Annotated in this window: 23 protein-coding genes and 2 pseudogenes; 4 read left to right on the forward strand and 21 right to left on the reverse strand. The window is 59.2% G+C overall.

Features of this window, described 5'->3' with window-relative positions; translation table 11 throughout:
- Positions 1 to 162: 162 nt before the first annotated feature.
- Both ACP2YO_RS29005 and ACP2YO_RS29010 read right to left on the reverse strand, forming a co-directional pair.
- Positions 163 to 801: a response regulator transcription factor gene (locus ACP2YO_RS29005; protein ID WP_426434562.1), complete on the reverse strand. Its 639-nt coding sequence runs from the start codon at positions 799 to 801 to the stop codon at positions 163 to 165.
- A 19-nt stretch (positions 802 to 820) separates the two neighbouring features.
- A complete protein-coding gene (locus ACP2YO_RS29010) occupies positions 821 to 2,662 on the reverse strand; it encodes a sensor histidine kinase (protein WP_426434563.1) in 1,842 nt (613 codons plus the stop codon).
- A 260-nt stretch (positions 2,663 to 2,922) separates the two neighbouring features.
- On the opposite strand from ACP2YO_RS29010, the gene ACP2YO_RS29015 reads away from it, so the two are divergent.
- The gene (locus ACP2YO_RS29015; protein WP_426434564.1) at positions 2,923 to 3,594 is read left to right on the forward strand and encodes a helix-turn-helix domain-containing protein; all 672 of its coding nucleotides are present in this window, start codon (positions 2,923 to 2,925) and stop codon (positions 3,592 to 3,594) included.
- Here the strand turns inward: ACP2YO_RS29015 and ACP2YO_RS29020 are convergent.
- The 4 genes from ACP2YO_RS29020 to aspT form a co-directional block, all read right to left on the reverse strand.
- A complete protein-coding gene (locus ACP2YO_RS29020; protein WP_426434565.1) occupies positions 3,591 to 4,019 on the reverse strand; it encodes a potassium channel family protein in 429 nt (142 codons plus the stop codon). The two genes, ACP2YO_RS29015 and ACP2YO_RS29020, sit on opposite strands and share 4 nt — an antisense overlap.
- Positions 4,016 to 5,158 carry an AI-2E family transporter gene (locus tag ACP2YO_RS29025; RefSeq protein WP_426434566.1) on the reverse strand — a complete coding sequence of 381 codons (1,143 nt, stop codon included), beginning with the start codon at positions 5,156 to 5,158 and terminating at the stop codon, positions 4,016 to 4,018. Before ACP2YO_RS29025 ends, ACP2YO_RS29020 begins: the two co-directional genes overlap by 4 nt.
- Positions 5,159 to 5,247: 89 nt before the next feature.
- Positions 5,248 to 5,553: a hypothetical protein gene (locus ACP2YO_RS29030; protein ID WP_426434567.1), complete on the reverse strand. Its 306-nt coding sequence runs from the start codon at positions 5,551 to 5,553 to the stop codon at positions 5,248 to 5,250.
- 33 nt (positions 5,554 to 5,586) lie between these two features.
- Complete coding sequence (gene aspT / locus ACP2YO_RS29035) at positions 5,587 to 7,278, reverse strand: aspartate-alanine antiporter (protein WP_426434568.1); 1,692 nt, start codon at positions 7,276 to 7,278, stop codon at positions 5,587 to 5,589.
- 305 nt (positions 7,279 to 7,583) lie between these two features.
- On the opposite strand from aspT, the gene aspD reads away from it, so the two are divergent.
- Positions 7,584 to 9,215: an aspartate 4-decarboxylase gene (gene aspD / locus ACP2YO_RS29040; protein WP_426434569.1), complete on the forward strand. Its 1,632-nt coding sequence runs from the start codon at positions 7,584 to 7,586 to the stop codon at positions 9,213 to 9,215.
- A gap of 516 nt (positions 9,216 to 9,731) precedes the next feature.
- Here aspD and ACP2YO_RS29045 read toward each other — a convergent pair.
- Complete coding sequence (locus ACP2YO_RS29045) at positions 9,732 to 10,016, reverse strand: acyl-CoA dehydrogenase family protein (protein ID WP_426434570.1); 285 nt, start codon at positions 10,014 to 10,016, stop codon at positions 9,732 to 9,734.
- Between the two features lie 91 nt (positions 10,017 to 10,107).
- Positions 10,108 to 10,329, reverse strand: a complete 222-nt coding sequence (locus tag ACP2YO_RS29050) for a thiolase C-terminal domain-containing protein (protein WP_426434571.1) — start codon at positions 10,327 to 10,329, stop codon at positions 10,108 to 10,110.
- Positions 10,330 to 10,704: 375 nt separating this feature from the next.
- Here ACP2YO_RS29050 and ACP2YO_RS29055 point away from each other — a divergent pair.
- Positions 10,705 to 11,145: pseudogene (locus ACP2YO_RS29055) on the forward strand (transposase); the annotation flags it as partial.
- Positions 11,146 to 11,220: 75 nt separating this feature from the next.
- Here the strand turns inward: ACP2YO_RS29055 and ltrA are convergent.
- Entirely contained in the window at positions 11,221 to 12,474 is a 1,254-nt protein-coding gene (ltrA, locus tag ACP2YO_RS29060; RefSeq protein WP_426434572.1) for a group II intron reverse transcriptase/maturase, read from the reverse strand.
- Between the two features lie 558 nt (positions 12,475 to 13,032).
- Here ltrA and ACP2YO_RS29065 point away from each other — a divergent pair.
- A pseudogene (locus ACP2YO_RS29065) lies at positions 13,033 to 13,941 on the forward strand (IS5 family transposase); the annotation flags it as partial.
- 122 nt (positions 13,942 to 14,063) lie between these two features.
- Here ACP2YO_RS29065 and ACP2YO_RS29070 read toward each other — a convergent pair.
- The 12 genes from ACP2YO_RS29070 to ACP2YO_RS29125 all read right to left on the reverse strand — a co-directional run bounded on the left by ACP2YO_RS29070 (position 14,064) and on the right by ACP2YO_RS29125 (position 25,886).
- A complete protein-coding gene (locus ACP2YO_RS29070) occupies positions 14,064 to 14,276 on the reverse strand; it encodes a hypothetical protein (RefSeq protein ID WP_426434573.1) in 213 nt (70 codons plus the stop codon).
- A 249-nt stretch (positions 14,277 to 14,525) separates the two neighbouring features.
- Positions 14,526 to 15,167: a TorD/DmsD family molecular chaperone gene (locus ACP2YO_RS29075; RefSeq protein ID WP_426434574.1), complete on the reverse strand. Its 642-nt coding sequence runs from the start codon at positions 15,165 to 15,167 to the stop codon at positions 14,526 to 14,528.
- A gap of 34 nt (positions 15,168 to 15,201) precedes the next feature.
- The gene (locus ACP2YO_RS29080; protein WP_426434575.1) at positions 15,202 to 15,840 is read right to left on the reverse strand and encodes a DUF3306 domain-containing protein; all 639 of its coding nucleotides are present in this window, start codon (positions 15,838 to 15,840) and stop codon (positions 15,202 to 15,204) included.
- Complete coding sequence (locus ACP2YO_RS29085; RefSeq protein ID WP_426434576.1) at positions 15,837 to 16,340, reverse strand: DUF3305 domain-containing protein; 504 nt, start codon at positions 16,338 to 16,340, stop codon at positions 15,837 to 15,839. Before ACP2YO_RS29085 ends, ACP2YO_RS29080 begins: the two co-directional genes overlap by 4 nt.
- Positions 16,337 to 17,341 carry a DUF6352 family protein gene (locus tag ACP2YO_RS29090; RefSeq protein ID WP_426434577.1) on the reverse strand — a complete coding sequence of 335 codons (1,005 nt, stop codon included), beginning with the start codon at positions 17,339 to 17,341 and terminating at the stop codon, positions 16,337 to 16,339. Before ACP2YO_RS29090 ends, ACP2YO_RS29085 begins: the two co-directional genes overlap by 4 nt.
- Positions 17,338 to 17,874 carry a DUF6505 family protein gene (locus tag ACP2YO_RS29095; RefSeq protein ID WP_426434578.1) on the reverse strand — a complete coding sequence of 179 codons (537 nt, stop codon included), beginning with the start codon at positions 17,872 to 17,874 and terminating at the stop codon, positions 17,338 to 17,340. Before ACP2YO_RS29095 ends, ACP2YO_RS29090 begins: the two co-directional genes overlap by 4 nt.
- Entirely contained in the window at positions 17,871 to 19,664 is a 1,794-nt protein-coding gene (locus ACP2YO_RS29100) for a 4Fe-4S binding protein (RefSeq protein ID WP_426434579.1), read from the reverse strand. Before ACP2YO_RS29100 ends, ACP2YO_RS29095 begins: the two co-directional genes overlap by 4 nt.
- Before the next feature lie 98 nt (positions 19,665 to 19,762).
- Positions 19,763 to 20,989: an oxalate decarboxylase family bicupin gene (locus ACP2YO_RS29105; RefSeq protein WP_426434580.1), complete on the reverse strand. Its 1,227-nt coding sequence runs from the start codon at positions 20,987 to 20,989 to the stop codon at positions 19,763 to 19,765.
- Positions 20,990 to 21,034: 45 nt separating this feature from the next.
- A complete protein-coding gene (locus tag ACP2YO_RS29110; protein ID WP_426443340.1) occupies positions 21,035 to 22,048 on the reverse strand; it encodes a formate dehydrogenase subunit gamma in 1,014 nt (337 codons plus the stop codon).
- A gap of 47 nt (positions 22,049 to 22,095) precedes the next feature.
- The gene (fdh3B, locus tag ACP2YO_RS29115) at positions 22,096 to 22,698 is read right to left on the reverse strand and encodes a formate dehydrogenase FDH3 subunit beta (RefSeq protein WP_426434581.1); all 603 of its coding nucleotides are present in this window, start codon (positions 22,696 to 22,698) and stop codon (positions 22,096 to 22,098) included.
- Between the two features lie 12 nt (positions 22,699 to 22,710).
- On the reverse strand, positions 22,711 to 25,608 hold the full coding sequence (locus ACP2YO_RS29120; protein WP_426443341.1) for a formate dehydrogenase subunit alpha: 2,898 nt from the start codon (positions 25,606 to 25,608) through the stop codon (positions 22,711 to 22,713).
- A gap of 68 nt (positions 25,609 to 25,676) precedes the next feature.
- Positions 25,677 to 25,886, reverse strand: coding sequence for a formate dehydrogenase (locus ACP2YO_RS29125; protein ID WP_426434582.1), 210 nt, complete (start codon positions 25,884 to 25,886; stop codon positions 25,677 to 25,679).
- Positions 25,887 to 26,002 lie beyond the last annotated feature (116 nt).

Raw genomic sequence — 26,002 nt, forward strand, 5'->3', positions numbered from 1 at the left:
CTGTTCTTCGACGCCGACGGGTCGAAACTACGAGCCAGACCCTGTCCGATCGGTTCCGCCGAACGCAATCCGGCCGCCTGGAATCATTTCTGTCATATTCAATATGCCCTGCCCGATGCACTTCCTATTGTCCCCTGGGACAATATGTAAAACAGGCTGGATTCAAGCGGTCGTCGGCCCGTTCGCGCTTCCGCCCAAAATGCCGAGCCGCTCGGCGATCGAGACAAGCTCGGCCAACGTCTGCGCCTTCATCTTCTCCATCACCCGGTGGCGATGGGCCTTGATGGTGCGCTCGGTCGCACCCAATTCCCACCCGACCTGCTTGTTGATCCTGCCCTGCACGACCAGCTCAAATACCTGCCGCTCGCGCGGCGTCAGGCTTGCCAGCAATTCGCGCAGCGAGTCCAGTTTGCGCTTTTGCCCGCGCAAAGCCTCATGACGGACCATCGCCTGTTCGATCGCGCGCAGCAATTGCTCCGACGATACCGGCTTGGTGAGGAAATCCGTAGCGCCGGCCTTGATGGTGCGCACCGTGGTCGGCACGTCAGCGAAGCCGGTTAGAAACACAATCGGCAGCGTCGAGCCAAGCTCAGCCAGGCGATCCTGCAGCTCCGGCCCGCTCAGATCGGGTATGCGCACGTCAAGGAGGATGCAACCCGGCTCGCTCTCGTCAGGCATCCGATCCAGCAATTGCTGCGCCGACGAATAGGTTGCGACATCGTACCCCGCTTTGTTCAGGCGACGCTCGATGGCGGTCCGAAACGACGCGTCGTCATCGACAACATGGATGAAGCCAGTCACACCTCTTCCTCCCCTTCGCCTAGTGCAGCGCCAGCGGCATCGATAGCCGGAATACCGCGCCCCCTTCGGGCTGATTCTCCGCCCAGATCCTCCCGCGATGTGCTTGCACAATGGTCCGCGCGATGGATAGCCCGATGCCCATCCCCTGCTGCTTAGTCGTAAAGAATGGGTCAAACACCTCCGCGAGCTTTTCCGGTTGTATTCCCGGACCGGAGTCGGAGATTGAAATCACTGCCGACGATCGCCCATTCAGCTCGGTGCGACCGATCACGGCACGGCCATAAGGCATCGCCGCCATCGCTTCCATGCTGTTGACGATCAGGTTCAGGATCACCTGCTGCAACTGCACCGGATCGCCCTTGACCCTGAGTTCGCCTGGCGCGGGCTGCAGATAAAGTGCAACATTGCGGGCGGAGGCTTGCACAGCAAGGAAGCCGAACACCTCGCGCACGATGCCGTTGAGATCGACGTCCCTGAGCTCGAACGGCGTCCGCTTCAGGAAGCTGCGCAGGCGCTGGATCACTTCATTGGCACGCAGATCGTCGCGCCTGATATCGGCCAGGATCTCCTTAAGCTCCCGCAAATCAGGCGACGGCGATTCCAGGATCAGCTCCGCCGTCTCGGTATTGGTGAGAATCGCGCCGAGCGGTTGATTGAGTTCATGGGCTATCGACGACGAAAGCTCCCCGGCTGCAGCCTGTCGGTTGGCATGTGCCAGCTCCGAGGCGCGGCTACGTGCTTCACGCTCGGCTTGGCTGCGCTTCCTGCGCTCATGCAGCAGGATCAAGATCAACCCAGCCTGCAGCAGGATCACAGCAGCAACGACGACGCTTTGTGTTCGATAAGTCTCCCAGAAAGTCGGGTCGCGAAAACGAATTTCGCTGCCGGAAGGTAGCCGCGACTCCCCGACGCCCCAGCGTTGCATTTGCGGCCAATTGAAAACCGCCTTCACGGCCCTTGTCTCCGTGACGGGAATGTCCGCCGGCTGTTCTCCGTCCAGAATGCGGAGTGCGAGCCGGGCAGCATCTTCACCCATCACGGCCGGGAGCATGACATAGCCGCCAATACCTCCGGGCGCGAGCAACGTCTCGGCGGCAACGATGATCGGCCGGTTCGCCTTCTCGGCGATGAGCGACAACGCTGCAGCGGGCGGATGAAAAACGGCCTCACGGTCGGCATAGGTTGCAGAATAGATGATTGCGCTGTGCGCTGGCAGATCGGCGACCCGGTCACGTGTCTCGCTCATGGGAAGCCCCGACAGGTCGATAATACGCAAGCCAGCCACAGCCGTTGGGGGCGTTTCATCCTTCCAATTGCCGAAGACACCCCGGTGCTCCCAGCCCTCGCCGACGAGAACGATGCTTTCAAGCTTGGGTACCACCGCGCGCGCGGCTTTGATGGCATCCGGTAGCTTCAGGAGAACGATGCTGCCGGTGACGTCGGATGGAGGTTTCAGTTGCTCGAAGTCCGGCTGTTCAACCATCGCGAACACGACCGGCACCTGCGGCCACAATTCCGTTCGCCATTTCAGCGCGAGCCGAAGCGTCGACGCGCCCACGGCCACGATGACTCCGATCGGCTTGTCGCGGTACTTCTGCTTGATAAGTTGCTCGAGCGCCACTTCATAGGCTTCACCATTGAAGCGATTCAGATCGAGGTCTTCGGCATACAGCGTGATCGGCTCAGCGCTATCGGCAGTGAGCCGCGCGCGTAGCGCCGAAAAGATCTGATAGTAGCAGGGACCACTCAGGTCGGATTGGTCGAGATAAAGGATCGAGCGCGGCCGCAATTCTGCCGCCGACAGCTCAGCCGAAGCGAAAAGAGCAGCCAAGCAGACGAGCAGTCCGATCCGAACGACCATCGCACGCACTCCGGGCTCGACGGGCGAAAACAATAGCACGAGAATTGTGCAAGCGAGACTATGCACGTAAAGGTGCACACGACCACGGCAGCCCGTAGAGACCTGTCCTCAGGGACAATGACCCTCAAGCCAATAGTTCGGCGCGCGGCCGCCGTCGTAAGAGAGATACCGGGCTGAGAAAATGTCGCTACCCCTCCCCCACCGCGATGCAACGAAGGTCTCCGGACGCAAGCCGGTTTCCTCAAGCAGGGAGTTGACCCATGTTCGTCAATCTCAACGCCAATTTGGCGAGCCGTCCCAGATTCCTCGGTGAATTCGGGGCGTTGTCCCAGGCCGAAATCAGTTTAAGCGAATTCAAGTATAATCGCGGCGGAGAAATCTTTGGTGAGGCCGAGCCTGCGGAATACATCTATCAGGTAATCGATGGTTCGGTGCGGAGCTACAAACTCTTGTCCGACGGTCGTCGTCAGATCAACGCGTTTCACCTCTCCGGTGATATCTTCGGGCTCGAGAACGGCGACACCCATCGCTTCACCGCAGAAGCGATTGTCGACACCACTGTCCGCCTGGTAAAGCGCGTCTGTTTGTCGCACATTGCCGAAACCGACGCGATGATCGCGCATAACCTACTCAGCATGACCGCCAGCAATCTGCAGCGTGCCGAAGACCATATGCTGCTGCTCGGACGCAAAACCTCGCTGGAGCGCGTCGCAGCCTTCCTGCTCGAGATGGATCGCCGTCTCACAGCGGCGGGCGTCATCGCACTGCCGATGTGCCGCCGCGACATTGCGGATTACCTTGGGCTCACGCTGGAAACGGTGTCACGTGCGCTGTCGGCCCTTCACGACAAGGGTGTCCTGGGCTTTCTGGGGCAGACGCAGCGGCAAATTGTGCTGCTGGACCGGTCCAGGCTCGCCGAGCTGGATATTTAGGACGATGCGAGGGATGCGTGCTGCGCGAGCGCCTTGCGCAGCACCTCGAAGATCACGGCAGTCGACCAGCCGAAGAGCAGAACCCCGTTCATGGCGGTGATCGGCCCGATCAGCCGCCATCGCGCGACCGGCGTGATGTCCCCATAACCGAGTGTCGTATAATTGACGAAAGCGAAATAGACGAGATCCGCGCCGTCGGTTGCGACGCCGATGACGCTATAAGCCGCCGACCAGACAACAACCTCCAGCGTATGCGCGGCCATCAGGATCAGCACCGTCGCGGTCATGACGCCGATCAGGTGCCGCCACGGATGCGAGGTGCTCGACGACGCCCGCGCGGCGCGGATGGTGGCGACCGTCAGTACGGCATGGATGACGATATTGATACCGGCGACGCATGAACCGACGATCAATTGAAAGATCATGCACGCGTCTCTGGGCTCTCGCCTTTGCGTTCGTCAGTCGATTTTTTCACCAAGGTTGCGTCCCGCTCCTCACGGCTCCATGCCATCAATAATTCCCAGGCCACCGCTAGAATGATCGGTCCGACGAACAGGCCGACGATCCCATGCGCGAGCGTTCCGCCCAGGACGCCGATGAAGATGACCAGAACCGGCGTCGACAGGCCCCGTCCCATCAAAAGCGGTTTGAGCGCGTTGTCGGAGATAGCTACCAGCACCAGGAAGATCGTGATCAGCACGGCGGAGCCGACATCCTTGACCGTCCAAATCCAGATGGCGACAGGAATCAGGATCGGCGCGGATCCGATCTGGATGATGCCGAGCATGAGCACGACGAAGGCCAGCGCGCCGGCGTACGGAACGCCGGCGACCTTAAAGACAATGCCGGCGAACAATGCCTGCAACACCGCGATGCCGATCACGCCTTGTGCCACCGTGCGGATGGTAGCGCCACCCAGCGCCAGGAAATCCGCGCTACGCTGTGGCACGATCCGGAGCAGAATGTTCCGGATCGAGGCGACAAGGTGCGGTCCAGGCGAAAACAGAAAACCCGAGATCACGACGGATACGAGAAATTTGATCGTTCCAGTGCCGGCGTCGCCAGCAAAAACTAGAATCGGACCCGCAAACGGCTTCAGATACGGCGCGAGCTGGCGAAGCGCGGCTTGCAAATTGTCCGACGCCGTCTGCCAGAATTCATGCAATGTCGCGCCAACCAGCGGCCAGTCGCGGATGCTGTCCGGCGGCGACGGGATGGTCAGATTGCCCGACGTCAGTTGATCGGAGATACCGCGCAACGCATCCACCAGGCCGAGGCCGAGCCAGGTCGCAGGTCCCAGAAAGACGGCCAGCATTGTGACGGTGACGATGACCGCGGCAATGCGAGGCCGATGGCCGAGATGCGCCGACAGCCAATCAAAGACGGGGTAGAGCGCAACGGTCAGCACCACGCTCCAGGCGAGGATCGGAATGAAGGGTTCAAGCAGGACGAACGACCAGTAGATCAGCAGTGCCAGCAGGCCGAGGCGAATCGCGATCCGGATTGCCTCTTCGCCGGACCGGTTTGGTCCAGATACTCTCAAAGGACCGCCACCCACGTTCATTCGCCTCGCTCGCACATGCTTTGCAGTCAAACCTGCATGGCTGCCACTTTGACTGGGGACTTGATCCAGATCAAGCGTTGACGTGCGCGCTAACGGAGGCCAAGCAGCGAGCGGCGGTAGAGGTTGCGACGGGCTTCCCGAAGGCACACATAGCTTCCGTGGAAGCCGTGTCCGTAAAGCTTCTGACTGTTCAAATAGTATTTGCGCTTCGCAAAATCGAGCCACACGACTTCGTCCGCAGGACAGTGCCGCTGCGCTTGATCCTGATAGCGAAACGGCGTCATCATCTGCGCCACGGCGTCGCTCGCAAGCAGCGAGAGCAGAAGGCCTGTTGCCAGGCTCGCCGCGTATCGACCACGCGGACGCAGCAAACGTTTTTCTCGATCTGAAGCCATCACTTCTCCGCAGCTTGGCGAGGATACCTAAGGCTAGGTCATGAGCATGACCAGCACCATGCCCCAGATCGTCAGCAGAGTGTTTCCGACCGCGTAGGTAACAGTATAACCGAGCCCCGGGATCTGGCTCTTGGCGCGATCATTGATCATGCCGAGCGACGCGGTGGTCGTGCGCGCGCCTGAGCAACATCCCAGCAGGATGGCGTCGTGGAAGCGAAACAAATATTTGCCCACGTACATTGCGAGGATCAGCGGCACGGTCGTAACCACCACGCCCCAGAGGAACAAGCTGAAACCCAGCTGCTGGAGGCCCGCAACGAAACCCGGCCCGGACGAAATGCCGACCACAGCAATGAACATGTTCAGACCAACCGAGTTCATGAACCAGACCGTCGGCGACGGAATCCGGCCGAACGTCGGGCGCACCGAGCGCAGCCAGCCGAAGAACAGGCCGGAAATCAGCGCCCCTCCGGAGGTGGACAAAGTAAGAGGCACACTGCCTATCTTGTAAACCACCGCACCAACCAATGCGCCGACCGCAATCGCCGCTCCGATAAAGGCAACGTCAGCAACGTCGGTCTCGCGATCCGGTCGGCCCAGAAGTTTGATTGCGGCTGCGACATCCGGCGTGCGTCCAATAATGGTGACGATGTCGCCCCGGTTCAGCTTCGTGTTCGGCAGGATGGGGATGTCGACCGCGATCGCACCGCGGGTGATCTTGCGCAGGAACACACCTCGCGCGCCGGGCGCCTTCGCAAGTTCCTCCAGCGTCTTTCCATCGACTTCCTTGCTGGTCACATAGACATCGACACCTTCGATCGGCACCGCCAGCAACTCGCGGTCATCCACTTCTTCCGCCTGCTCGCCGATCAGATTCACAAGCACATCGCGCCGCCCCGCTACGGCCACGGTGTCGCCCGCGTGAATCACGGTATCGGAGGTCGCGTCCATGACCTTCCCGTTTTGCCGGATCCGCTGGACGAACACTCGCTGGTCGGGGATCAGGGCTTCGGCTTCCTGCACGGTCTTTCCAACCACCGGTCCCCGTTCACGAACGCGAAACGCACGCAATTCGAATTGATGCCAGGCGGTGCCGACACCACCCGTCTGCTTCTTCCCGCCGTACTCCTCCTCATATTTCTTGCAGGCCGCTTCAAGATCGATACCCAGCAGCGCCGGACCCAGCAGAGCCAAGACGATCGCAGAGCCGACTGTGCCGAAGATATAGGTGACGGCGTAGGCAACCGGCATCGCATTCAGAAGCTTCTTGGCCTCATCGGCCGGCAGGCCGATGCGGTTGATCGCATCGGTCGCAAGTCCCATCGAGGCCGAAATCGTCTGCGAGCCGGCATACAGTCCCACGGATGATCCGACATCATAGCCGGCGACCTTTGCGCCGATATAAGCGGCCGCCAGGCAGAACACACATACCACCGCCGCAAACAGCGCCTGCGGGACGCCGTCCTGCGCGATGCCGCGCACAAATTGCGGCCCGACGCCATAGCCGATGGCGAACAGGAACATCAGGAAGAAGGTCGGCTTGAGCGGGCCAGTAATCGTGATTCCGATCTGGCCGATGATGACAGCGGCAATCAGTGTCGCGGTGACGGCGCCCAGGCCGAGGCCTTTGTAGGTGAAGGAGCCGAAATAGTAACCCAGGGCCAGGGAGAGGAAGATCGCGATTTCTGGATAGCTGCGCAGCGTCTGGAAGAACCAGTTAATCATGATGTCACCCGTTCATGGTGGTCCCAAAACGTCGGCACGCGCCCACGTTGGCCAGCGCGGCATGCGGGCCAAAGAACCGGCGACGAGACGTATCGGCCGACATCAGGCGACAGCTCGCCGCCTGCGTGTTGATTTATGTCAATCGTCTTTTGACCTGGTCCAACAATCCGACGCCCGGATACGCGGACGGGCTTGAGATAGATCAAGGGACCTCGCCGGCTCTGGAGCATCCTTAGGGAGATTGCGCAACGCGAAGGAGCCAGATCCGGCTCCGTGCAACAGATTGCACAGATCGGGAGCGTCACATGGCTGATATCTTGACCCTGAAGAAGTTCGAGGCGCTGAGCCCGTTCGAGATCAAGGACGAACTGATCAATCTCGCGAAGAGCACCTCGAAGAGGACGCAGACCGCGTTCCTGAACGCCGGGCGCGGCAATCCGAACTGGATCGCCACCACGCCGCGCGAGGGCTTCTTCCTGCTGGGACAGTTCGCCATCACTGAAAGTAAGCGCGTGATGGAACATGCCGCGGGGATCGGTGGCATGCCCCAGGCGAAAGGCATTGCTGGACGGTTCGAGGCCTGGCTCGCAAAGCACAGGGATATGCCGGGCGCCAGCTTCCTATCCGAGATGCTGCCCTTTGCGGTCAAGAAATTCGGCTTCGAGCCGGACGCATTCGTCCACGAGCTTGTCGATTCCATAATCGGCGACAATTATCCGGTCCCCGATCGCATGCTGGTGCACAACGAACGCATCGTGCACGAATATCTGATGTGGGCTATGTGCGGCGAGCCGCGGCCAGCCGGCAAGTTCGACATCTACGCGGTCGAAGGCGGCACGGCTGCAATGTGCTACATCTTTAAGTCGCTGAAAGCCAATCGGCTGCTGCTGCCCGGTGACACCATCGCGCTGGGCACGCCGATTTTCACGCCCTACACCGAGATGACGCATCTCGAGGACTATGATCTCAAAGTCGTGCAGATCAGGGCACCGCAGGAAAATCGTTTCCAGTATACCGATGAGGAAATCAAGAAGCTGGAAGATCCAAAGATCAAGGCCTTCTTCGTCGTCAATCCCGCCAACCCGTCAGGGATGGGTGTGAGCCACGAGACGATGGCGAAACTGACCAACCTGGTCAAGACCAAGCGTCCCGACCTCATGCTCTTGACCGACGACGTCTACGGTACATTCGTGCACGGTTTCAGGTCGCTGCTTGGCGAGCTTCCGCACAACACCATCGGCGTCTATTCCTATTCGAAGTATTTCGGCTGCACCGGATGGCGCCTCGGCACCATCGCTATTCATGAAGACAACATCTTCGACAAGATGATTGCCAAGCTGCCCGACGCCGCGGTGAAGGCGCTCGACAAGCGTTATGGGCCGCTGACGCTTGAGCCGCGCAAGCTGAAATTCATCGACCGTATAGTCGCGGACAGCCGGGACGTAGCGCTCAACCACACCGCGGGGCTATCGCTACCGCAGCAGGTGATGATGAGCCTGTTCTCGCTCGCGGAAATGCTGGATGTGAAAAAGGCCTATCAGGCCGCCTGCATGGAAATCGTTCACAGGCGCCTTCATGCACTGCTTGACGGGCTCGGCCTTGCCGACAAGCTAGATCCGAATCCCAATTACGACGCGTATTACGGCTTGGTCGATTTCGAATTCTGGGCTCGAAAGAACATCGGCGATGCTGCCGTCGAATACCTCAAGGAAAACGTCCACCCGCTCGATCTGGCGTTTCGCCTCGCGGAGGCCCACGGGATCGTGCTGCTAAACGGGGGCGGCTTCGATGCCCCCGAATGGTCGCTACGCGTGTCGCTCGCGAACCTGCCGGACGATGTCTACGACGACATCGGACGAGGCGTTCGAACGATCGCCCGCGGCTACCGGGACGCATACGAGGCGGCCCATAGGAACGGAGGCGGTGCCAAACGCTAACGCCCTGGTCCCTGTCGGCCCGTGAGACGGTCGTCCTGGACCGTCTTGGTGCTTGCCCCGGGGCAGCGGCGTCAGCCGACATCGAGCGCATGAATGAGCATCATCGGGTTTCGGAACGGTTGAGGCCGCCAACTGAGGCGGCCTTACTTCACGAAGAGAGCAATAAAAACCGGGGGGATCGGCAATAGCCCCAAAACCACCACGCACACTTACAAGTTAGGTCGCTCACGGATGTGACCCCATGCTGAGCACGACTTTATGCCACGCAACTCGGCTTGAAAAGTGCAGTTTGTGCCAATCCCGGCGGCGCTTTGCTCACGTCGACGGCTGCACACCGTGTGAGGTCAGCCAATCCGTCTCGATTGCGCAGGTGGCCCCCACGCGCGTCGTAAACGCAACTAAAGGCACATATTGCCCCTCTTTACGTTAAATCCGCCGTTGAAGAAAAGCTCGTACAATGACCGTCGAGCAGCTACTTGCAACATGTCTGACATTGCTCGGCGCCATAATCGGTGGCTACGTGATTGTGAACCCCAAATCGTGGATGAAGAAGCCGACCAAACATCGCTTGATCAGAGCGAGACGATCGAGGAGTTCAAAGAGAAGATTGCCGATTTGTTTGCTGAGGCCAGCAGGCTCATCGCCATGTCGGCGAGCATGAACTGCAGCCCCTTGGAATTCGGCGATTGCCTTGCCGAATTGCTTTCGCTCCTTTGCGTATTTTATCGCAGCGCGAGTGCGCCTTGTGAGCCCGACTGAGACCCCACCAATGGCCGGGCGGTTCATGTCGAGGACGCGCATCGAAATCTTGAGTAGGGCGCTGACAGGCCGTCGGGTTCCGCAGCCGGTATCGGCAGGCCGGCTGGAAGATAGCGCGAACTCACACTGTCGCTCATAGCGTGGCCTCCGAACCAAGGATAAGACTGCTCGCCGGTGTGACCATTGGGCCGCCGATGACCAACGCCACGTCGCTTCGCCTGGCCTGGTTGGTCGATACACCGCGTACCTGACGAACTGCTTCCAAAACCAGTTCAAAGCCATGCGTGTAGCATTCGGCGAGATTGCCGCCGCTGGTGTTCAGCGGCAGCCGCCCGAATGGTGTCGAGTTCGTCAAGGAAGGCCGCTGCGGTGCGTGTCCTCGCGGCATAAAAGATCTGCCAGCGGCGCCCGAGTTCAGGTCGAGCGCGAGGCTCAGCGCATGGTGATCGGACGCGAGTTGCTGCGCTAGGGCGACCCCGCTTCATAACGATCAAAAGCTGAAGAAACTGCCGGGCGACAAACTTGCTGAGTTGGTCAAGACTGACGAACTCGAATTGATTTAGTCGTCCGTGAAGAGCGGCTAAGCGATTGAGCTAGAATCGCATTTGTCGTTGTGGACTGTTTTGCGATTGCAGGGTTTTGATGCTTCGAGCATCGGAACCCTGCAATTTCATTTTCAGGATTCCGTCGAATCGCCAGTCATGATTCCGTCGTCGCATCGGAGGTGGCGATGCGACCGAAGAAGCACAGGACGACGGGATCGGGCGATCTGTTCCGGGCCAGGCTGGACCAGATCATCAATATGAAGCACGAGCTGGTTCAGCTCGCCGGCAAAGTCGATTGGGACTGGATCGACGGTGAGATCGCGCCGCTCTATAGCGAGAACGGTCGGCCAGGCATCGCGACCCGATTCATGATCGGGCTGCTGTTGCTCAAGCACATTTATGGCCTGTCCGATGAGGGGGTGTGCGAGCGCTGGGTCCACGACCCGTACTTCCAGTTCTTCACCGGCGAAGAGTTCTTTCAGCACGCCTTCCCGCACGAGCGCTCGGACCTGAGCCACTGGCGCAAACGGCTCGGCAACAAGCTGGAGCTGTTGCTGGCCGAGAGCTTGCGGGTGGCGCACGAGGCCGGCGCGTTACGCAGCCAGGACCTCAAGCGGGTCACGGTCGGTCGAGTAGCCCCGGGGAATTGCACCCCGAGGCTCTCACGAAACCGGACGTGAACCTCTCGATTCATCCGGCTTCTATCTTCCAGCCGCAGGTCGAATGCCGACTCGCCACAAATAGAGCAGGTTCGGATCGCGCTGTGCGAGCCGTCCCAACCAATATACTGAGGCGACTTTCCGGCCTTTCAACCGCTTGTATTTCCGCCTCGTCCAACGGGCGAGCGCGTCGTTAACGTGACGAAGGACGTTGACACATTCTGTCCGGTAAAACCGTCCATAATAGTTCAGCCATCCTTGCACGACAGGATCAATCAGCTTGGCGAGTTCTTCAAGACTCCAGTGGTTTCGCGTCGAACCCAGTCGCCATGAGCGAATGGTTTGTCGGATTCCTTTGGCAGCCTTGTTGCTGATTGCCGGGAGGAAGTTGAGGAACTTCTCGCCCTTTCGATCGCGAGCGCTGCGCGGCTGGAAGGTGTAGCCAAGGAAGTCGAACGAGATGTGTTCGCATTCCTTTCTCCGTTTATTATCCTTGCAGTAGACGATCCGGGTTTTCTCCGGGTGGAGCTCCAGACCGCATTCCGTAAGACGTTTTCGGATCGCCTCCATCACGGTTCGAGCCTCGCTTTCAGTTCTGCAATGGACTATCGCATCGTCAGCGTATCTTTCGAAACACAAACAAGGGAAGGTCCGCTGCATCCAGTGATCGAATGCATAGTGCAGAACCAAATTTGCGAGCAGCGGTGAAACCACTGAACCCTGAGGGGTTCCGCGTGTTCTCTCCACAAGGATTCCGTCTTCTTTCTCCACGGGAGCTTGCAGCCACCGCTTTACGTAGAGACGAATCCAACTCAGTTCCGTGTGGTAGGCGACGGCCTTTTCGATCAGGTGCCAAGGAATCGAGTCGAAGAACGACTTGATATCAAGGTCGATAACCCAGTCGAATTTCCAGCAACGCTTTCGCGCTGTCCCGACTGCGTCAAGCGCCGAACGGCCGGGCCGATAGCCATAGGAGTCGGGATGGAATATTCGTTCCATCGTCGGCTCCATAACCATCTTTGCAACCGTCTGAGCCACGCGGTCAGCTATAGAGGGTATTCCTAACGGTCGCTTCCCTCCATTAGCCTTGGGAATTTCCACGAGACGGACGGGAGGCGGAAAGTATGTCCCCGACGACATTCGATTCCAGATCTTGTAGAGGTTTCTCTTCAAGTCCTTTTCGAATTCCTCGATGGAGACCCCGTCCACACCCGCTGACCCGCGGTTCGCTTTCACCTGTTTCCAAGCTTCCCAAACGAGATGCTTGGGGATCTGATACGACTTTGCCTCAGTCATCGGCTCCTCCCGTTTCCGGTTGGCCTGTGACTTTGGCTGGAAGATCGGGTCCCTTCGCTCCGCCCGTATTACCGGGCCTCATCACTATTACGAACCCGTCCGCCCCTGCGTCGCGCATTGGTACTCTGCCCTCGGCGGGTCCGCCGCCTTTGGGGTCTCCCTTGGCATCGCGACGCAGGTTCCCATGTTCCGCGCAAGAGCCTGCCATCGGGATCACGCCGCCTCTACACCGGTTGCCGCTCGGCCAATAGACAGGCTCTCGCCGCGCTTGATCCCAGGAGGTGGTATCGCCCCTGGTTTCGACAACACCTGAACTGTACTTTCGATGCATCATCGGCGGTTTACTTGCGTTCGTCTTCCCGTGGCTCACCTGACGGGCTGATCGCCCGCCTTTTCCAGCAACGCTCACCACCTCAGCCATTGAGCTAAAGCAGCTTGTGGCGGTTTGGACTCTGATCCTGCAATCCGAGTCCGAGGGACCTGCCCTCATCTCTTGCGCAGCAAGGCTGCTCGAAAGATGGTCTACATATTCAACCTCCTTCTTCGCGCCGTCATGGCGCACATACCACCGTGCAGCCGAAGGCGATCACCTTCCCGACCGATGCCAAGCTGCTGCACGCGGCGATCAAGGGGCTCAACCGCCTGGCGAGGAAGCACGGGGTCAAGCTGCGGCAGTCCTACCTTCGCATTGCCAAGACCGCGGCAATGATGGCGGGGCGCTACGCCCATGCCAAGCAATTCAAACGGCATCAGCGGCAGTTGCGCATCCTGCGTAGCCGGCTGGGCCGGATCATCCGCGATCTCCGCCGCAAGATCGAAGGTCAGGCTGTGATCGAGAACGCGTTCGCCCTCCCGCTCAGCCGGGCTTCGCAGATCCGCTCGCAGCAGCAACGCCAGCGCGGCTGGAAGCTCTATTCCTTCCACGCCCCGGAGGTGGAGTGCATCGGCAAGGGCAAAGCAGCCGCGCCTTACGAGTTCGGCGTCAAAGCCTCCATCGTCACCAACAACCGCCTGGCTCCTGGGGGCCTGTTCGTGCTGCACGCCACGGCGCTACCCGATAACCCGTACGACGGTCATACCTTGCAGGACGTCATTGACCGCACCGAGACACTCACCGGCTGCGCGATCGAGCGGGCCTATGTCGACAAGGGATACCGCGGTCACAACGCACAAAATCCCCGCCGAATCTTCATCTCTGGCCAGAAGCGCGGCGTCTTCGGTGTCATCAAGCGCGAGCTGCGCCGCCGCTCCGCCATCGAACCCATCATCGGACACCTGAAGACCGATGGTCACCTCGGCCGCTGCTACCTCAAAGGCCGCGCCGGCGATGCGGCTAACGTCATCCTCTCAGCCGTCGGCCACAACTTCCGCCGCATCATCGCCTGGCTAAGGGCTCTTTGGTGCCTGATCCTGACCACCCTCATCGCTGCCGCCAGCGACCGCTCTCCGCTTAATTCGGTTTCTTAACGGACGATGAACTATCGCTGCAGTCCCGACAGGCGCATGCCTGTGCCCAAAGCAGTCGCTTGGTGGTCGTGAAAGCCGAACCCGCACGATAGCTGGCGCCTGACTCGCCTGCCGCCCCGAGCTCAGCGTTTTTGCTGCGCGGAATACACCAGCGACTGATCTTCCATTTCCTGCGCAGGCAATTTGTCGACCCCGGCCATGTTATGAAGTTCTAGGAGGGACGGCATCGCGGCCGTTCCTGCTGATATGTTGACCGGAGCCGACGGGGATCGGAGCATGATGGCGGCGGCCGCCAACACGACAATCGCGAGTGCAGGAATGGTCAGACGCTTCATCGGAGCCTCCGTTTGCAGCCATGAATGGGTCATACGCACGGCCATAAGGTTCAAACGACAGCCTTACTGCGCTGCAATGTCGACGCACCGCAGGATCAGCTAAAGCCGTGCGCTGGGTTCCGCGAAGGCAACCGACACTGGCTGTTGGACGAAATGATCAAGCACGGCGGCAGCCCCCGCCGCAACCAAGGCCGCTACGAAACATGCAGCTATGAACGCGCGCATTGTATCTCCTTGTTTGTTCCGTGCCTAGATGGGCAAGGAATAGGCTTCAGTCTCAATATCCATCATAACTCGGCCAAGCGAGCCTACCGATCGGTAAAAATCGGCCGATTCAACCTCTTCCAGATCGACAAAAAAACGCTTTGCCCATGCCGCTAGATGTTTCTGGAAGAAGTCTCGATCGATGCCTGCTGGTCCGGCGAGGCTTCCGTCGATAAGGCCAGCCATTACTTCACAAAGAATTGCGACGTGATCCTCGGGCTCAGATCCCTGTACCGGTTCGATGCCGAGATGTTGAAGCGACTCTCGCACCCGCGCGAGTGGACGAGAGTATAGCGAGCCCGTCAGATAGTGGGACGCATAAGGTGAAAGCTGGCCGCGGCCAAGCCCAACAAACAGATTGAAATACTCGCGTCCCGCGCTCTCTTCGCTCGCGCGGCCTGCAGCCGCTCCGAGCGCGGCATGAGCCGTTCCAAGCGGGCTGGCGTCGCCACGAAGTAGCGCGAGACGTTTTATCATCTGTGGATCGGGACTGCGGGCGAGCAAGGTCGCCAGCAACGCATACTCGCGCGCGCGGGCGCGATCGATCTCATCGACGGCGCGCCCGGACACATGGTCGGAAAGAGGATGTTGCATCCGCTCGTATCCACCTGCGACGTTCGATGCCATCAAGATCGATCGTCTTGCTCGATATTCGGTTCTGCTACCGTGGTAGCGCTCCGCCGTGAGTACGGCCCTCGGCTAGAGGGCTAATTTCTTCTACGACCCGATCGGCGGCGGTCACCGTCTCGTCGGCACCGCCCTCGTCCGATTGGCCCAGAACGTCCGGCCGATCGAGGCTACCGGTCGCGTCGCTGATTTCGGCCGGCTGCGCGTTTTCGACAACCACACGCGCTTCCGAAGGTGTCTCGGCCAACTTCTCAAATCTGCCCAGTGCTTGCTGCAGAAGAGCAGGTACGTCGTCGGTTTCGTGCAGTGCGCCAAACCCCGGTATGGAATTGGGATCATTGAAGTCCCACTGATTTTCAGCGATTCCGACGAAATCGCGAATTGCCGGATCGCTGGCCCAAGCCTGGCGCAGGGCCGCCCGTGTCAATTCGGCGGGAACTTTAGTCTGCAGAAACACGCGGATATCGGTATTGGCCATGATCGATTCGATCGGCGGCAGTTGCGACAGATCGCATACCCCATCGCCGGCCTCACCATCCGAGTGATACGCTGGATCAGACGGCGAAACCGAGCCAAGCGGAATATCCTTCGCCTCGGCTGCCTTGCCGCGCTCGGAAGCTGCCTCGTGCTTTATCCGTGCCCAGCGCGAAACGAAACCTTCGGGTGAAGTCATGCCTCGTCCTCCGAACCGCCTTCGCGATTTCCGGTTTCGGCCGGCTGGCGTCGGCGTTTGACGAACGGCCGCTCGACATGGTTTCTGGCAACGAATTGCCCGACGATCTCTATGATGTCGGACGGCATCGACACAGCCTCGACAAGATTGCTGCCGGCTTCGGTAAAAGCCTCTCCCTCAGCCGGATCAGCAGTCACTGCAAGAAGTGCATAAGGCGGCTCCGATCCGGTCGGGCCTAACGCCACCCACAATTGGGGCGTTCCAGACGCCAGATTGTCGCGGTAATAGGTCGTCTCGGTCCGATGCAATTCGATTACGGCATCTCCGGCGTAGAACAACGCGCTTTCGGTCTGTGTGTCGAGTGGGGTCCAAGGCTCTGCTGAAGGGCTCCCGCAGAGCACCGCAACAGGCCGCCACAGGAACTCAACCCATGCACTTCTCGCCCGGCGCCGTTCGACAACGACACCTACCGGAATGCGTACGAGCGCGGTCGACCTCAATTCGCATACTCCCCCGAGACAAGCGGCAGGCCAACGATGAGGTTTTGTGGCTTTAATCGCAAAACCTCGTCAGCCGCCACCGCGGCAAGCAGATACACTGGTTCGCCCTTGACCTTTTCGATCACATTCGACGGATCTCGGAACGTCAGCCGATAGAGGCCAATTAGATTCCCTTCGTCGATGTCGCTTTCGTTCCAAATTGCGTCTCCAATGCGGGTCGCCTCGGCATCGAGCCCAACGTACCAGGTGAGCGATACGTCGTGCGCTGCTTTTAATGGTTCAATCGCGACATCCACCGCAAGCAAATGCGATATCCAGCGAACGGTAACGTCTCCGAGCGCGGCGAATCCACGGCCCCCGGCCGTAAGGTCGAGGGCCATATCGAAGCGGTCGCTGCGCTGCCAGTAGCTTTGGGCCGTTGCGTCATTAAGCGTGTCGATTTCGGTAGTCGCGTTCAATCCCAGCAACGCAACGAGTGGCGATTGGGGCTTTCGTCCAAGCGACGCCTCGGTCTCTTGATCGATTGCAATAATCGCTTCTTCTTGCATCATCAGCTTCTGCGGCCGAAAGAACATCTCTGCAGCCCGAAGGATAAATGCGTCAGTACAATCATTCAGCGCATTTCGCAAAATCACCTGGACCAGATGGCTAATAAAGATCGGAGGGAATTTGATATTGCTCCGGACGATCTCGAGATAAGCCGCTTCAAGCGTCCGATGACGCGTGAGATGGTCACGCCACGCCACCATCGTTTCCCAATTCTCGCGCGCATCGGGGTCGGCGATTTCGCCAATCTGCCCTGGGGTCACCTTCACCCGCGGACTGTTCAGCAAAGCGCGATGGAGTCGGCACTCCGCCGGGCAAGCCTCAAGCGGTGGTACGAGTTCGGGGCGAGCCAGGTATGCTTTCAGAAATTCATCTGTGACCAACAGCCTTCCACCCGCGTCGCGATCAAGCAAATGATGCCCGCAACTGAACCAGAAGTCGCGTGTCCCGGTCATATGCGCGCCGCCTTCCCCAGGTCCGCGAGATTGAGTTGTTCATTCGGTGACCCGTCTTCTCCGACCAATTCGACAAAACTGAATGCACGTGACGGCACTTGAGCGGCCGGCCGTAGCGTACGGAACGTCTCGCGAATTGACCCGCCGTCCAAAGTACGCGTGACTGCAATGACAACGCCGACGGGATGATCGCACAACGAGGCCGTGAAACCAATTTCCTCTTCAGCGGCAGCGCGCGCCATCGCGACATCAGGCGCATCAAATCGCGAGACGAGTTGTTCCGCGAGTATCTCGACCGCCGTCACTCGATCTTGCTCGTCTGCATCGACGATCTGGACCAGCGTTGAACGCCCGAGCGATCGAAGCCCCAGAAAGCCTGCTCGAAATGCAGTCCGAGCTTTGCCCTGCAACGCGGGAATGTTCTCGTTCAGGAATGCGAAGGCGCCCGACACAGCCCATTCACCGGGCAACGCCGCACATTCGAACACAAATGTATCCGAAAGATCGAATTGAATGGTCCGCAGCAGTTTCACGTCCCTGGCCTCCGCTTATCTGTCTCATCGCGTTCGCGCAGATAATCGTCGGTGGTCCGAACCGACCGACCGGGACCGCCATAGGGATCAAAGTTTTCTTCCGAGACCGCAGCGACACGACAATTCTCACACATTTTGATGAGATCCACCCGTGGCGATGAGCCCGGGTACATCCAGTGGTGGCCTTCCAGTTTCGCAACAACACGTTCGATCGTGCTCTTGACGCCAAACGGCTTATTGCACGCAATACAGCAGAATGGTTCCTCTTCCTTCAAGACGCGGGCTGGAGCGGTGCCGGCACGGAAATCGATTTGGGGCTTCAGGGTGATGACGCTTTCAGGACAAGTGGCCTGACACAAGCCGCACTGCACGCAGGCGCTCTCGACGAATCGAAGACGCGGTCGATCCGGATCGTCACGCAGCGCACCGGTCGGGCAGGCCGAGACACAGGCGAGGCAGAGCGTGCAACCGCCGGTCTCTACCTCAACCGAGCCAAACGGGGCGCCCTTTGGGAGAGCAATAATCTCGACCGGATCAGGCGCCGCTCGATAAAGTTCGCCCAGTGCGAAGTACAGTACATCGCGCTTGCGGCCGGTAGCCTTGAAGCTCGCAGGTCGCGGAGCAGCAGGCATCGGCGATATCTTGCTCAACGCGGCGCCGAGCATCTCGGGGTCGTCGGTTTCGATTGTCGCGACCCGAATAAAGTCAAAGCCGAGGCCCGCCAGGATCGGCTCTGCCAACCCGAGGGTCTGCCTCAATCCGGACACATCGTGGCGAGGCCTGCCCCGCATCAAGAAACGCACGGCCGAGGTACCATAGGCGAACGCGGCAGCTACAGTCTCAAGCCCCACCTGGGTGATTTCGTTGACAGCGAATGGCAGCACGCGCGCCGGCAAACCATCGCCGAACTGCGCCACGGCCTCGACCAGCGCTGCACCATGCGCGTCGTCGTGAACCAGTACAATGGGATGTTCTCCACCCGCTTCGCGATAGGCCAGCAGCAGTGAGCGTAGCCTCTGCATCAGCGCATCCGCCGGCGGCATCGCGTAGGAGGCCGCGCCGGTCGGACAGGCCGCCGCGCATTGACCGCAGCCGGCACAAATATTCGGATCGATTGCTACATGGGGTCCCGCGGATGTGATGGCGCCCGCCGGACAAAGGTCGAGGCAGCGCGTGCAGCCGACAATCCCCGATCGCGAATGCGCGCATAACGACGAATCGAACGCAATGTAGGTCGGCTTTTCAAAGCTACCCTTGAGATCGCGTGCCTTTTCGACCGCTTCCAGAATCGCAGGACGGCTTCCTGGATCGACGCGCAAATAGCCGTCGCGCAGATCGGTCGAGATAAATAGCGGCGGTCCACCGGAAAGATCGAGAATGATGTCGCAATGCGATTGCGCGCCGTCGCGCGCAACGCCGAACGCCAATGTATCGCTCGCCGAGGGTATCGGCAGTGCGAACCCGTCGACGGTGACATCGAAGGTTCCGAAATATCCCCTTGCGTTTCTGATTTTTCCCCGAGCCACAGGGAAGTCGGTTGTCTCGGCGGTAACGTCAACGGCGGACGGCGCGATCAGGACTGTGACATTGAGATAGTCTTTTAGAAGATTGCCAGCTTCGATGGCTACCTCATTGCGGCCGTAGATCAGGATAACGCCACCGCTCTCGACCGACACAAACGGCACATCCGGCATCGGCACGGAGGCCGCGGCCCGCAACGCCGCCGCCCGTGGTCCGGAGGCCAGGGCTTCATCCGCAGGCCCATCGGTTTCGCCGATGTTGGTGTCCATTGTGTCCAGCGGGGCGCCTCGCATTGTTCTTGATTGCCTTTCGGGTCGTCTGGAGAAAATCGACCGCGCCCAACGCGCGGACACGGTTGTTCTTGAGATCAGCCAGGAACCACAGGTACCTTTTCTTTGCGGAACGCGGCCAGGGTCTGCGGGTCCAGCTTCAGGTGCGCTTGGACCAGTTCGGGCGGCGTCAGCGCCAGCCACTGGTCCAGAGAGACGTCGGCATAATAACTACTCTTGAACACCTCCAGGAAGCGCAGCGATGTGGTACCGGTGTTTTCAACATAGTGCCCCATTGCGAAGGGTACGTATCCAACGTCGCTGGCCATAAAGTCGAAGGTGCGCGCTTGTCCTGAGGCCGCGAATACCCCCATTCGGGCCTGCCCGTCGATATAATACTGCCACTCATCAGTGTTCGGATGCCAATGCATCTCACGCATGCCGCCCGGCTCGACCTCGACAAGGGCCGCGGAGATTGTCTTGGACGCCGGGAATACGCTGGTGTCGGTGATACGCACCGTCCCGCTTTTGGTCTTGATAGGCTCCTGCGCCAACATTCTGTGACTGAAGGTTTGTGGCACCGGTTTCGCTCCAGCCATTTTGTCGGAAGCGAGCGGTCCCGGCGCATCACTGGCAAAAATATAGAGCTCACTGGGGTCCGGGACGTGGCCGAAGGCAGCAGTCGGAACGCCAAAATTCATCGCGAGGACCTCCTTCGGCGTGTGCTTGAACCAGTCGCTCAGGAGGAAGGTATTGTCTTCATCGAAATCGCCATCATCGAAGACGAGAAGGAACTCGCAACCATCCGGATTTAAGCCCTGGATCGAATGCGGAACGCCTGACGGAAAATACCAGAGATCGCCGACGCCCACGTCATCGACAAAGTTGTTTCCCTGAGCATCGATCGCGGTGATGCGCGCGGTGCCGTAAAGCATGTAGGCCCACTCGGCCGCCTTATGCCAATGGAGTTCGCGAACGCCTCCGGCATTCAGGCGCATGTTTACCCCGGCGATGTTCTTGGCAACGCCGAGCTCCCGGACGGTGACCTGTCGGGTCCAGCCGCCGGACTCTTGCCGGATGTGAGCGTCGGAAAAAGAGAACCGCAAATTGGGCAACGTGCCGTGATCGGTCGAGGGTGGCACGAGCAAATCGGGGTTCTGCCGGTCGCGCGTCAAGTTTCGCGGGCCAGGATCGGTGCCGCCGTGGCCAGGACGCTGAGGTTGGGGGATAGGCTCGCCGCTCTGCGCACTGGCGGCGCTAGCGACCGCAAGGGCACCGCCGGCGGCGGTCGCAGCCAGGACGGCACGTCGGGAAATATCATCCATGTGGTTGCTCCTTTGAATGTTGAATCGCACCACGGAGGACGATCTTCACTCCGCAGGAGTCGCCGAAGCGTGCCCTCCTTCGTACCGAGACTCTTCTGCAAGTTTCTGCGCCAACCAAAGATCGTGATGTTCTTTTGCCCAGTTGAGATCGACCTCTCCCGTTCCCATAGCCTCGAACGCGCCTTCCATACCAAGCGTGCCGATATAAATGTGGGCGAGGATCAGTGCCACGAACAGAATGGCGACGACGGCATGCACGACCTGCGCGAGTTGCATTTCCGCGATGTTGATCCCGTAAAAGGGAAACAGCAGCAGGAAGCCGGACGCCGATACGGCGATACCAGCGAAGAGAGAGAGCCAATAGACCGCTTTCTCGCCGGGATTGAAACGCCCGGCTGGCGCATGTTTCGATTTGATGAACCCGCCTCCCTGCTTGATCCACTCGATGTCTACCTTCTGAGGCAAATTGTCCCTGAAGAAGAGCACTACGATCAGGATCAGACCGGAGACGAATGCGAAGCTGGAGAAATTGTGCACGTACTTCGCAACCTGCGAGATCTCCGAGAAAGCCTCAGGACCGATCACGGGCAACAATACGATCTTGCCAAAGGTGATATTGAGCCCGGTCAGCCCGAGAAGAACAAACGAAGTGGCGGTCAGCCAATGGGAAAATCTCTCGAAAGCCTTGAAGCGGACCACCTTCCGACCGGACCGGCCTGCGGCAATCCGGATTCGTCCCAGGATCAGATAGGCGGCGGCCAAGAGCACGATGGTGCCGATGATGACGACCGCGCCGCCCCAGTGGAGTAGCACCTCGTGGATATATTCCCAGGTTCGCCCCATCGGCTGAATCAACACGGCTGCCTTGGTATCGGGAATATCGACCCGACCTTCAATGCGGGGAAACTGCTTCAGCAGGGTACTCTGATCGATGACGCTAGCGTCGGGATCAGGAGCCCCATCCGGACCGAGCTTTTGCGAAAACACGGGAGCCGCTACGATAATGGAAAATAGCGCCGCACCGACGACCAGGAGGCGGAGGCGTGCAAGACAAAACATAACGATCATGCTCCCTGGCAACTTGGGTTACTTCACCCCGCACTCCGCTAGACTTCTACGTCCTCATGATAGGCTGTCATCCAGCCCCATGCGCCGGAACCGTAACCGCGCTTCAACACACGTTCCTTGTAGATCTGAGCAATGATGTCGCCATCGCCAGCCAGCAGCGACTTGGTCGAGCACATCTCCGCACACATCGGCAACTTGCCCTGACCAAAACGATCCGAGCCGTATTTCTCGAACTCTTCGGCGCTTCCCGGCGCTTCGGGGCCGCCGCCACCGGCGCAGTAGGTGCATTTGTCCATTTTTCCACGGGAGCCGAAATTGCCGACCTTCGGATACTGCGGCGCGCCGAACGGACAGGCATAAAAGCAATAGCCGCACCCGATGCACAGATCCTTGTTATGCAGCACGATGCCGTCTTCCGTCGGATAAATGCATTTCACCGGACACACCGCTGCGCAGGGGGCATCGGTACAATGCATACAGGCCATCGACACCGAGCGCTCGCCGGGTTTGCCGTCATTAATCGTGACGACGCGGCGGCGATTGATGCCCCAGGGAACCTCATTCTCGTTCTTGCAAGTGGTAACGCACGCGTTGCAATCGATACAGCGATCTGCGTCACAAAGGAATTTCATCCGTGCCATGAGTTTGACTTCCTATGCCGACCTGATCTGACAAAGCGTGGCCTTTGGTTCCTGCATACCCGTCGCAGGATCGTATCCGTAGGTCGTGAGTGTGTTGACACTCTCGCCAAGAACGATGGGATCGGCCCCCTTGGGATATTTGGCACGCAAATCAGCGCCTTCGAACCAGCCCGCGAAATGAAATGGCATCCAGGCAACGCCCTTGCCTACCCGTTCCGTCACGATCGCTTTCATGCGGGTCTTTGAACTGTTCTCCGCACCCGTGACCCAAACCCAGCCACCGTCCTTGATCCCCCGGGCGCCAGCATCCGCCGGATTGATTTCGACGAACATGTCCTGCTTCAGCTCGGCCAGCCATTTATTGGAGCGCGTCTCTTCGCCGCCGCCCTCATATTCAACAAGCCTGCCCGAGCTCAGGATCAGCGGAAACTGCTTGGCTATACCTCTATCGACGGCTGCTTTCTGCACGGTAAAACCGATGTTGGGCACACGGAACTGCCTCGCATCGGGTAATGTTGGATAGTCCGCGACGAGATCCGGTCGCGGCGTATAGATTGGTTCGCGATGCACCGGAATTGGATCCGGCAAATTCCAGGCAATCATGCGCGCCTTGGCGTTGCCATAAGGCGAGCAGCCATGCTCGATCGCAACGCGTTGAATTCCGCCCGACAGATCGATCGACCAGGAGACCGCATCCGGATTGGCTGGATTCACTCGCTGAATAACTTCCATTTCCTGGGTCGTTAGATCCTTGTCCCAGCCCAGTTTCTTCAGAACGGCGAGCGTAAATTCCGGATATCCATCCTTGATTTCGGAATCGACCGAATACGAACCTTCGGCAAGCAGGTTGTCGTGTTGTTCCTTTTCGACTTCCTGGCCGTTCTCCATCACCTTGCGCTTGACGATGCGTTCGACGCCGAAACGGGCACGGAACGTGCCGCCGCCTTCTTTGACCGACAGGTTGGTGTTGTAGAGGATAGGCGTGCCAGGGTGCTTGAATTCGGGCGTTCCCCAGCATGGCCACGGCAAACCATAATAATCCCCGCCCACCTCCGGATCGTCCTTTGGCGCACGCAGGGTGACCAGATCAAACTTCGACTGGTTCCTCATGTGAGCCTTGAGCCGCTCCGGGGATTGCCCGCAATAGCCCGTGGACCACCCGCCGCGATTGATCTCCCGAAGAATATCTTCCGCGGACACCACGCCGTTATCGACCTTGATGTTCTTGAACATACGATCGGCGAAGCCGAACTTCGTGGCGAGCATGTACATGGTGTCGTAGTCGTTCTTCGATTCAAAGACCGGCTCGACGATCTTCTCGCCCCATTGTATCGAGCGGTTTGAATTCGTCCGTGAACCATCCATCTCGAAGCTGGTACAGGCCGGCAAGAGATAGATGCCGTCCTTGCGTTCCGAGAGCACCGACCATGCGGTCGGATAGGGATCACACACGACAAGCATTTCGAGCTTTTCGATTCCTCGCTTTGCCTCCGGCATCCGGGTAATCGTGTTAACGCCATGACCCATGACGAACATCGCCTGCACGTTATCAGGCTGCGTTACGTGATCCTTGGGGAGCAAGGTCGCGTCAAACCAGCGCGTGCTTGGAATACCGGGAGCTTCCATTAGCGTCTTGCTTGCGAAACGCGCGGCGATCCAGTCGTAGTCTACTTCCCACACCCTGCACCAGTGATGCCACGCGTCCTGGGTTAGACCGTAATAGAGAGGCAGCGACGTCACATCGAGGCCCAGGTCAGTTGCGCCCTGGACGTTAGTATGGCCGCGGAAAATATTAGCGCCGCCGCCAGCAAGTCCCACATTGCCTGTTGCCAACAACAAAATGCAGCTGGCTCGGACGTTAGCCGTGCCGGTCGTGAACTGAGTTTGCCCCATCGCCCAGACCAGCGTCGCAGGCTTTTCTTTGGCGAAAACCTCAGCGATATGTTTGACCTGCGCTTCAGGCAGGCCGGTGACGCGCTCGACCTCTGCTGGCGTCCATTTCGCCACCTGCTTACGAACTTCGTCGACACCGTAAACACGTTGGTTCAGAAATTCCTTGTCTTCCCAGCCGTTCTCAAAAATATGCCACAGCATCCCGTATATGGTCGCGATGTGGGTGCCCGGCCGCACGCGAACATATTCCGTCGCGTGCGCGGCCGTCCGGGTCATGCGCGGATCGATCACGATCATGTTGGCCCGGTTGAGCTCTTTGCCTTCAAGGATGTGCTGAAGAGAAACCGGATGTGCCTCGGCGGGATTTCCACCCATCACCATGATGGTCTTGGCGTTACGGATATCGTTGTAGCTGTTCGTCATCGCACCGTAGCCCCAGGTATTGGCGACCCCGGTGACAGTGGTGGAATGGCAGATGCGCGCCTGGTGGTCGGAGTTGTTCGTCCCCCAAAACGCGGCAAGCTTGCGGTTCAGATACGCGGCCTCGTTGGTGAATTTTGCAGATCCGAGCCAATAGACCGAATCCGGTCCGGACTTCTGGCGGATTTCCAGCAGCTTGTCGCCAATTTCGTCGATCGCCTTTTCCCAGGTGAGCCGTACCCACTGGCCATTCACAAGCTTCACCGGATAACGCAGCCGCCGTTCGTTCAACGCATCATCGCGAACCGCGGCGCCTTTGCAGCAATGCGATCCCCGGTTGATCGGGCTGTCGTAGTCTGGCTCCTGACCGATCCAAACGCCGTTCGAAACCTTGGCAATCACCGAACAACCGACCGAGCAATGAGTGCAAATATTCTTTCGTGTGGTTGTCGCGGCGCCCTCGGTCGGAGGCGGGCCCGCTTCAGCCTTGCGGACACCGCCGAGCGGTAGATCGCCAAGCACCGCCAGTGCACCGGCAGTGATTCCGGCGCGGTTCAGAAAGGTACGACGATCGACGCTGTTGCTGGATCGTGCGATCGGCGTGCCAACCCGTGTTCCCGATGGTCTTTGGCGATCCGATTTCCTGAACGACACGAACGCCTCCCTTATTTCGCAGGATATCGGTTTACTCGATAGAAGTTTTCAACTTCAGCAGAGCTTGCCCGATAACGAGCCTTGCGCTTATTAGCGGTGTCACTCGGCTCGGCCGCGACGGCCTCAAAAGGCAGCACCTCGGTTCCCACGGCTGCGGTGCCAGCGATCGTAGCGCGAAGCAAATCGCGGCGCCGCACGGTGCTCAGGAGAAATCCCTTCATGTAGGGCGCCCTTTCCCGCTTAATCGAAGACAAGACCGAAGCCAATTTCAGAGTTTATATGGGTCCGAGACAAGTAAGCATATTGGGCCAATACCGAGACTTCAACCAAGAAACAT

Origin of the sequence: Bradyrhizobium genosp. P (assembly GCF_049949265.1) — a bacterium.
Classification (GTDB): domain Bacteria; phylum Pseudomonadota; class Alphaproteobacteria; order Rhizobiales; family Xanthobacteraceae; genus Bradyrhizobium.

Coding starts and splice junctions, on each gene's coding strand:
- ACP2YO_RS29010 (WP_426434563.1), bottom strand. CDS start 2,662: ATGGTCGTTCGGATCGGACTGCTCGTCTGCTTGGCTGCTCTTTTCGCT.
- ACP2YO_RS29015 (WP_426434564.1), top strand. CDS start 2,923: ATGTTCGTCAATCTCAACGCCAATTTGGCGAGCCGTCCCAGATTCCTC.
- ACP2YO_RS29020 (WP_426434565.1), bottom strand. CDS start 4,019: ATGATCTTTCAATTGATCGTCGGTTCATGCGTCGCCGGTATCAATATC.
- ACP2YO_RS29025 (WP_426434566.1), bottom strand. CDS start 5,158: ATGAACGTGGGTGGCGGTCCTTTGAGAGTATCTGGACCAAACCGGTCC.
- ACP2YO_RS29030 (WP_426434567.1), bottom strand. CDS start 5,553: ATGGCTTCAGATCGAGAAAAACGTTTGCTGCGTCCGCGTGGTCGATAC.
- aspT (WP_426434568.1), bottom strand. CDS start 7,278: ATGATTAACTGGTTCTTCCAGACGCTGCGCAGCTATCCAGAAATCGCG.
- aspD (WP_426434569.1), top strand. CDS start 7,584: ATGGCTGATATCTTGACCCTGAAGAAGTTCGAGGCGCTGAGCCCGTTC.
- ACP2YO_RS29045 (WP_426434570.1), bottom strand. CDS start 10,016: ATGCGCGTCCTCGACATGAACCGCCCGGCCATTGGTGGGGTCTCAGTC.
- ltrA (WP_426434572.1), bottom strand. CDS start 12,474: ATGACTGAGGCAAAGTCGTATCAGATCCCCAAGCATCTCGTTTGGGAA.
- ACP2YO_RS29070 (WP_426434573.1), bottom strand. CDS start 14,276: ATGAAGCGTCTGACCATTCCTGCACTCGCGATTGTCGTGTTGGCGGCC.
- ACP2YO_RS29075 (WP_426434574.1), bottom strand. CDS start 15,167: ATGGCATCGAACGTCGCAGGTGGATACGAGCGGATGCAACATCCTCTT.
- ACP2YO_RS29080 (WP_426434575.1), bottom strand. CDS start 15,840: ATGACTTCACCCGAAGGTTTCGTTTCGCGCTGGGCACGGATAAAGCAC.
- ACP2YO_RS29090 (WP_426434577.1), bottom strand. CDS start 17,341: ATGACCGGGACACGCGACTTCTGGTTCAGTTGCGGGCATCATTTGCTT.
- ACP2YO_RS29100 (WP_426434579.1), bottom strand. CDS start 19,664: ATGGACACCAACATCGGCGAAACCGATGGGCCTGCGGATGAAGCCCTG.
- ACP2YO_RS29105 (WP_426434580.1), bottom strand. CDS start 20,989: ATGGATGATATTTCCCGACGTGCCGTCCTGGCTGCGACCGCCGCCGGC.
- ACP2YO_RS29110 (WP_426443340.1), bottom strand. CDS start 22,048: ATGTTTTGTCTTGCACGCCTCCGCCTCCTGGTCGTCGGTGCGGCGCTA.
- fdh3B (WP_426434581.1), bottom strand. CDS start 22,698: ATGGCACGGATGAAATTCCTTTGTGACGCAGATCGCTGTATCGATTGC.
- ACP2YO_RS29125 (WP_426434582.1), bottom strand. CDS start 25,886: ATGAAGGGATTTCTCCTGAGCACCGTGCGGCGCCGCGATTTGCTTCGC.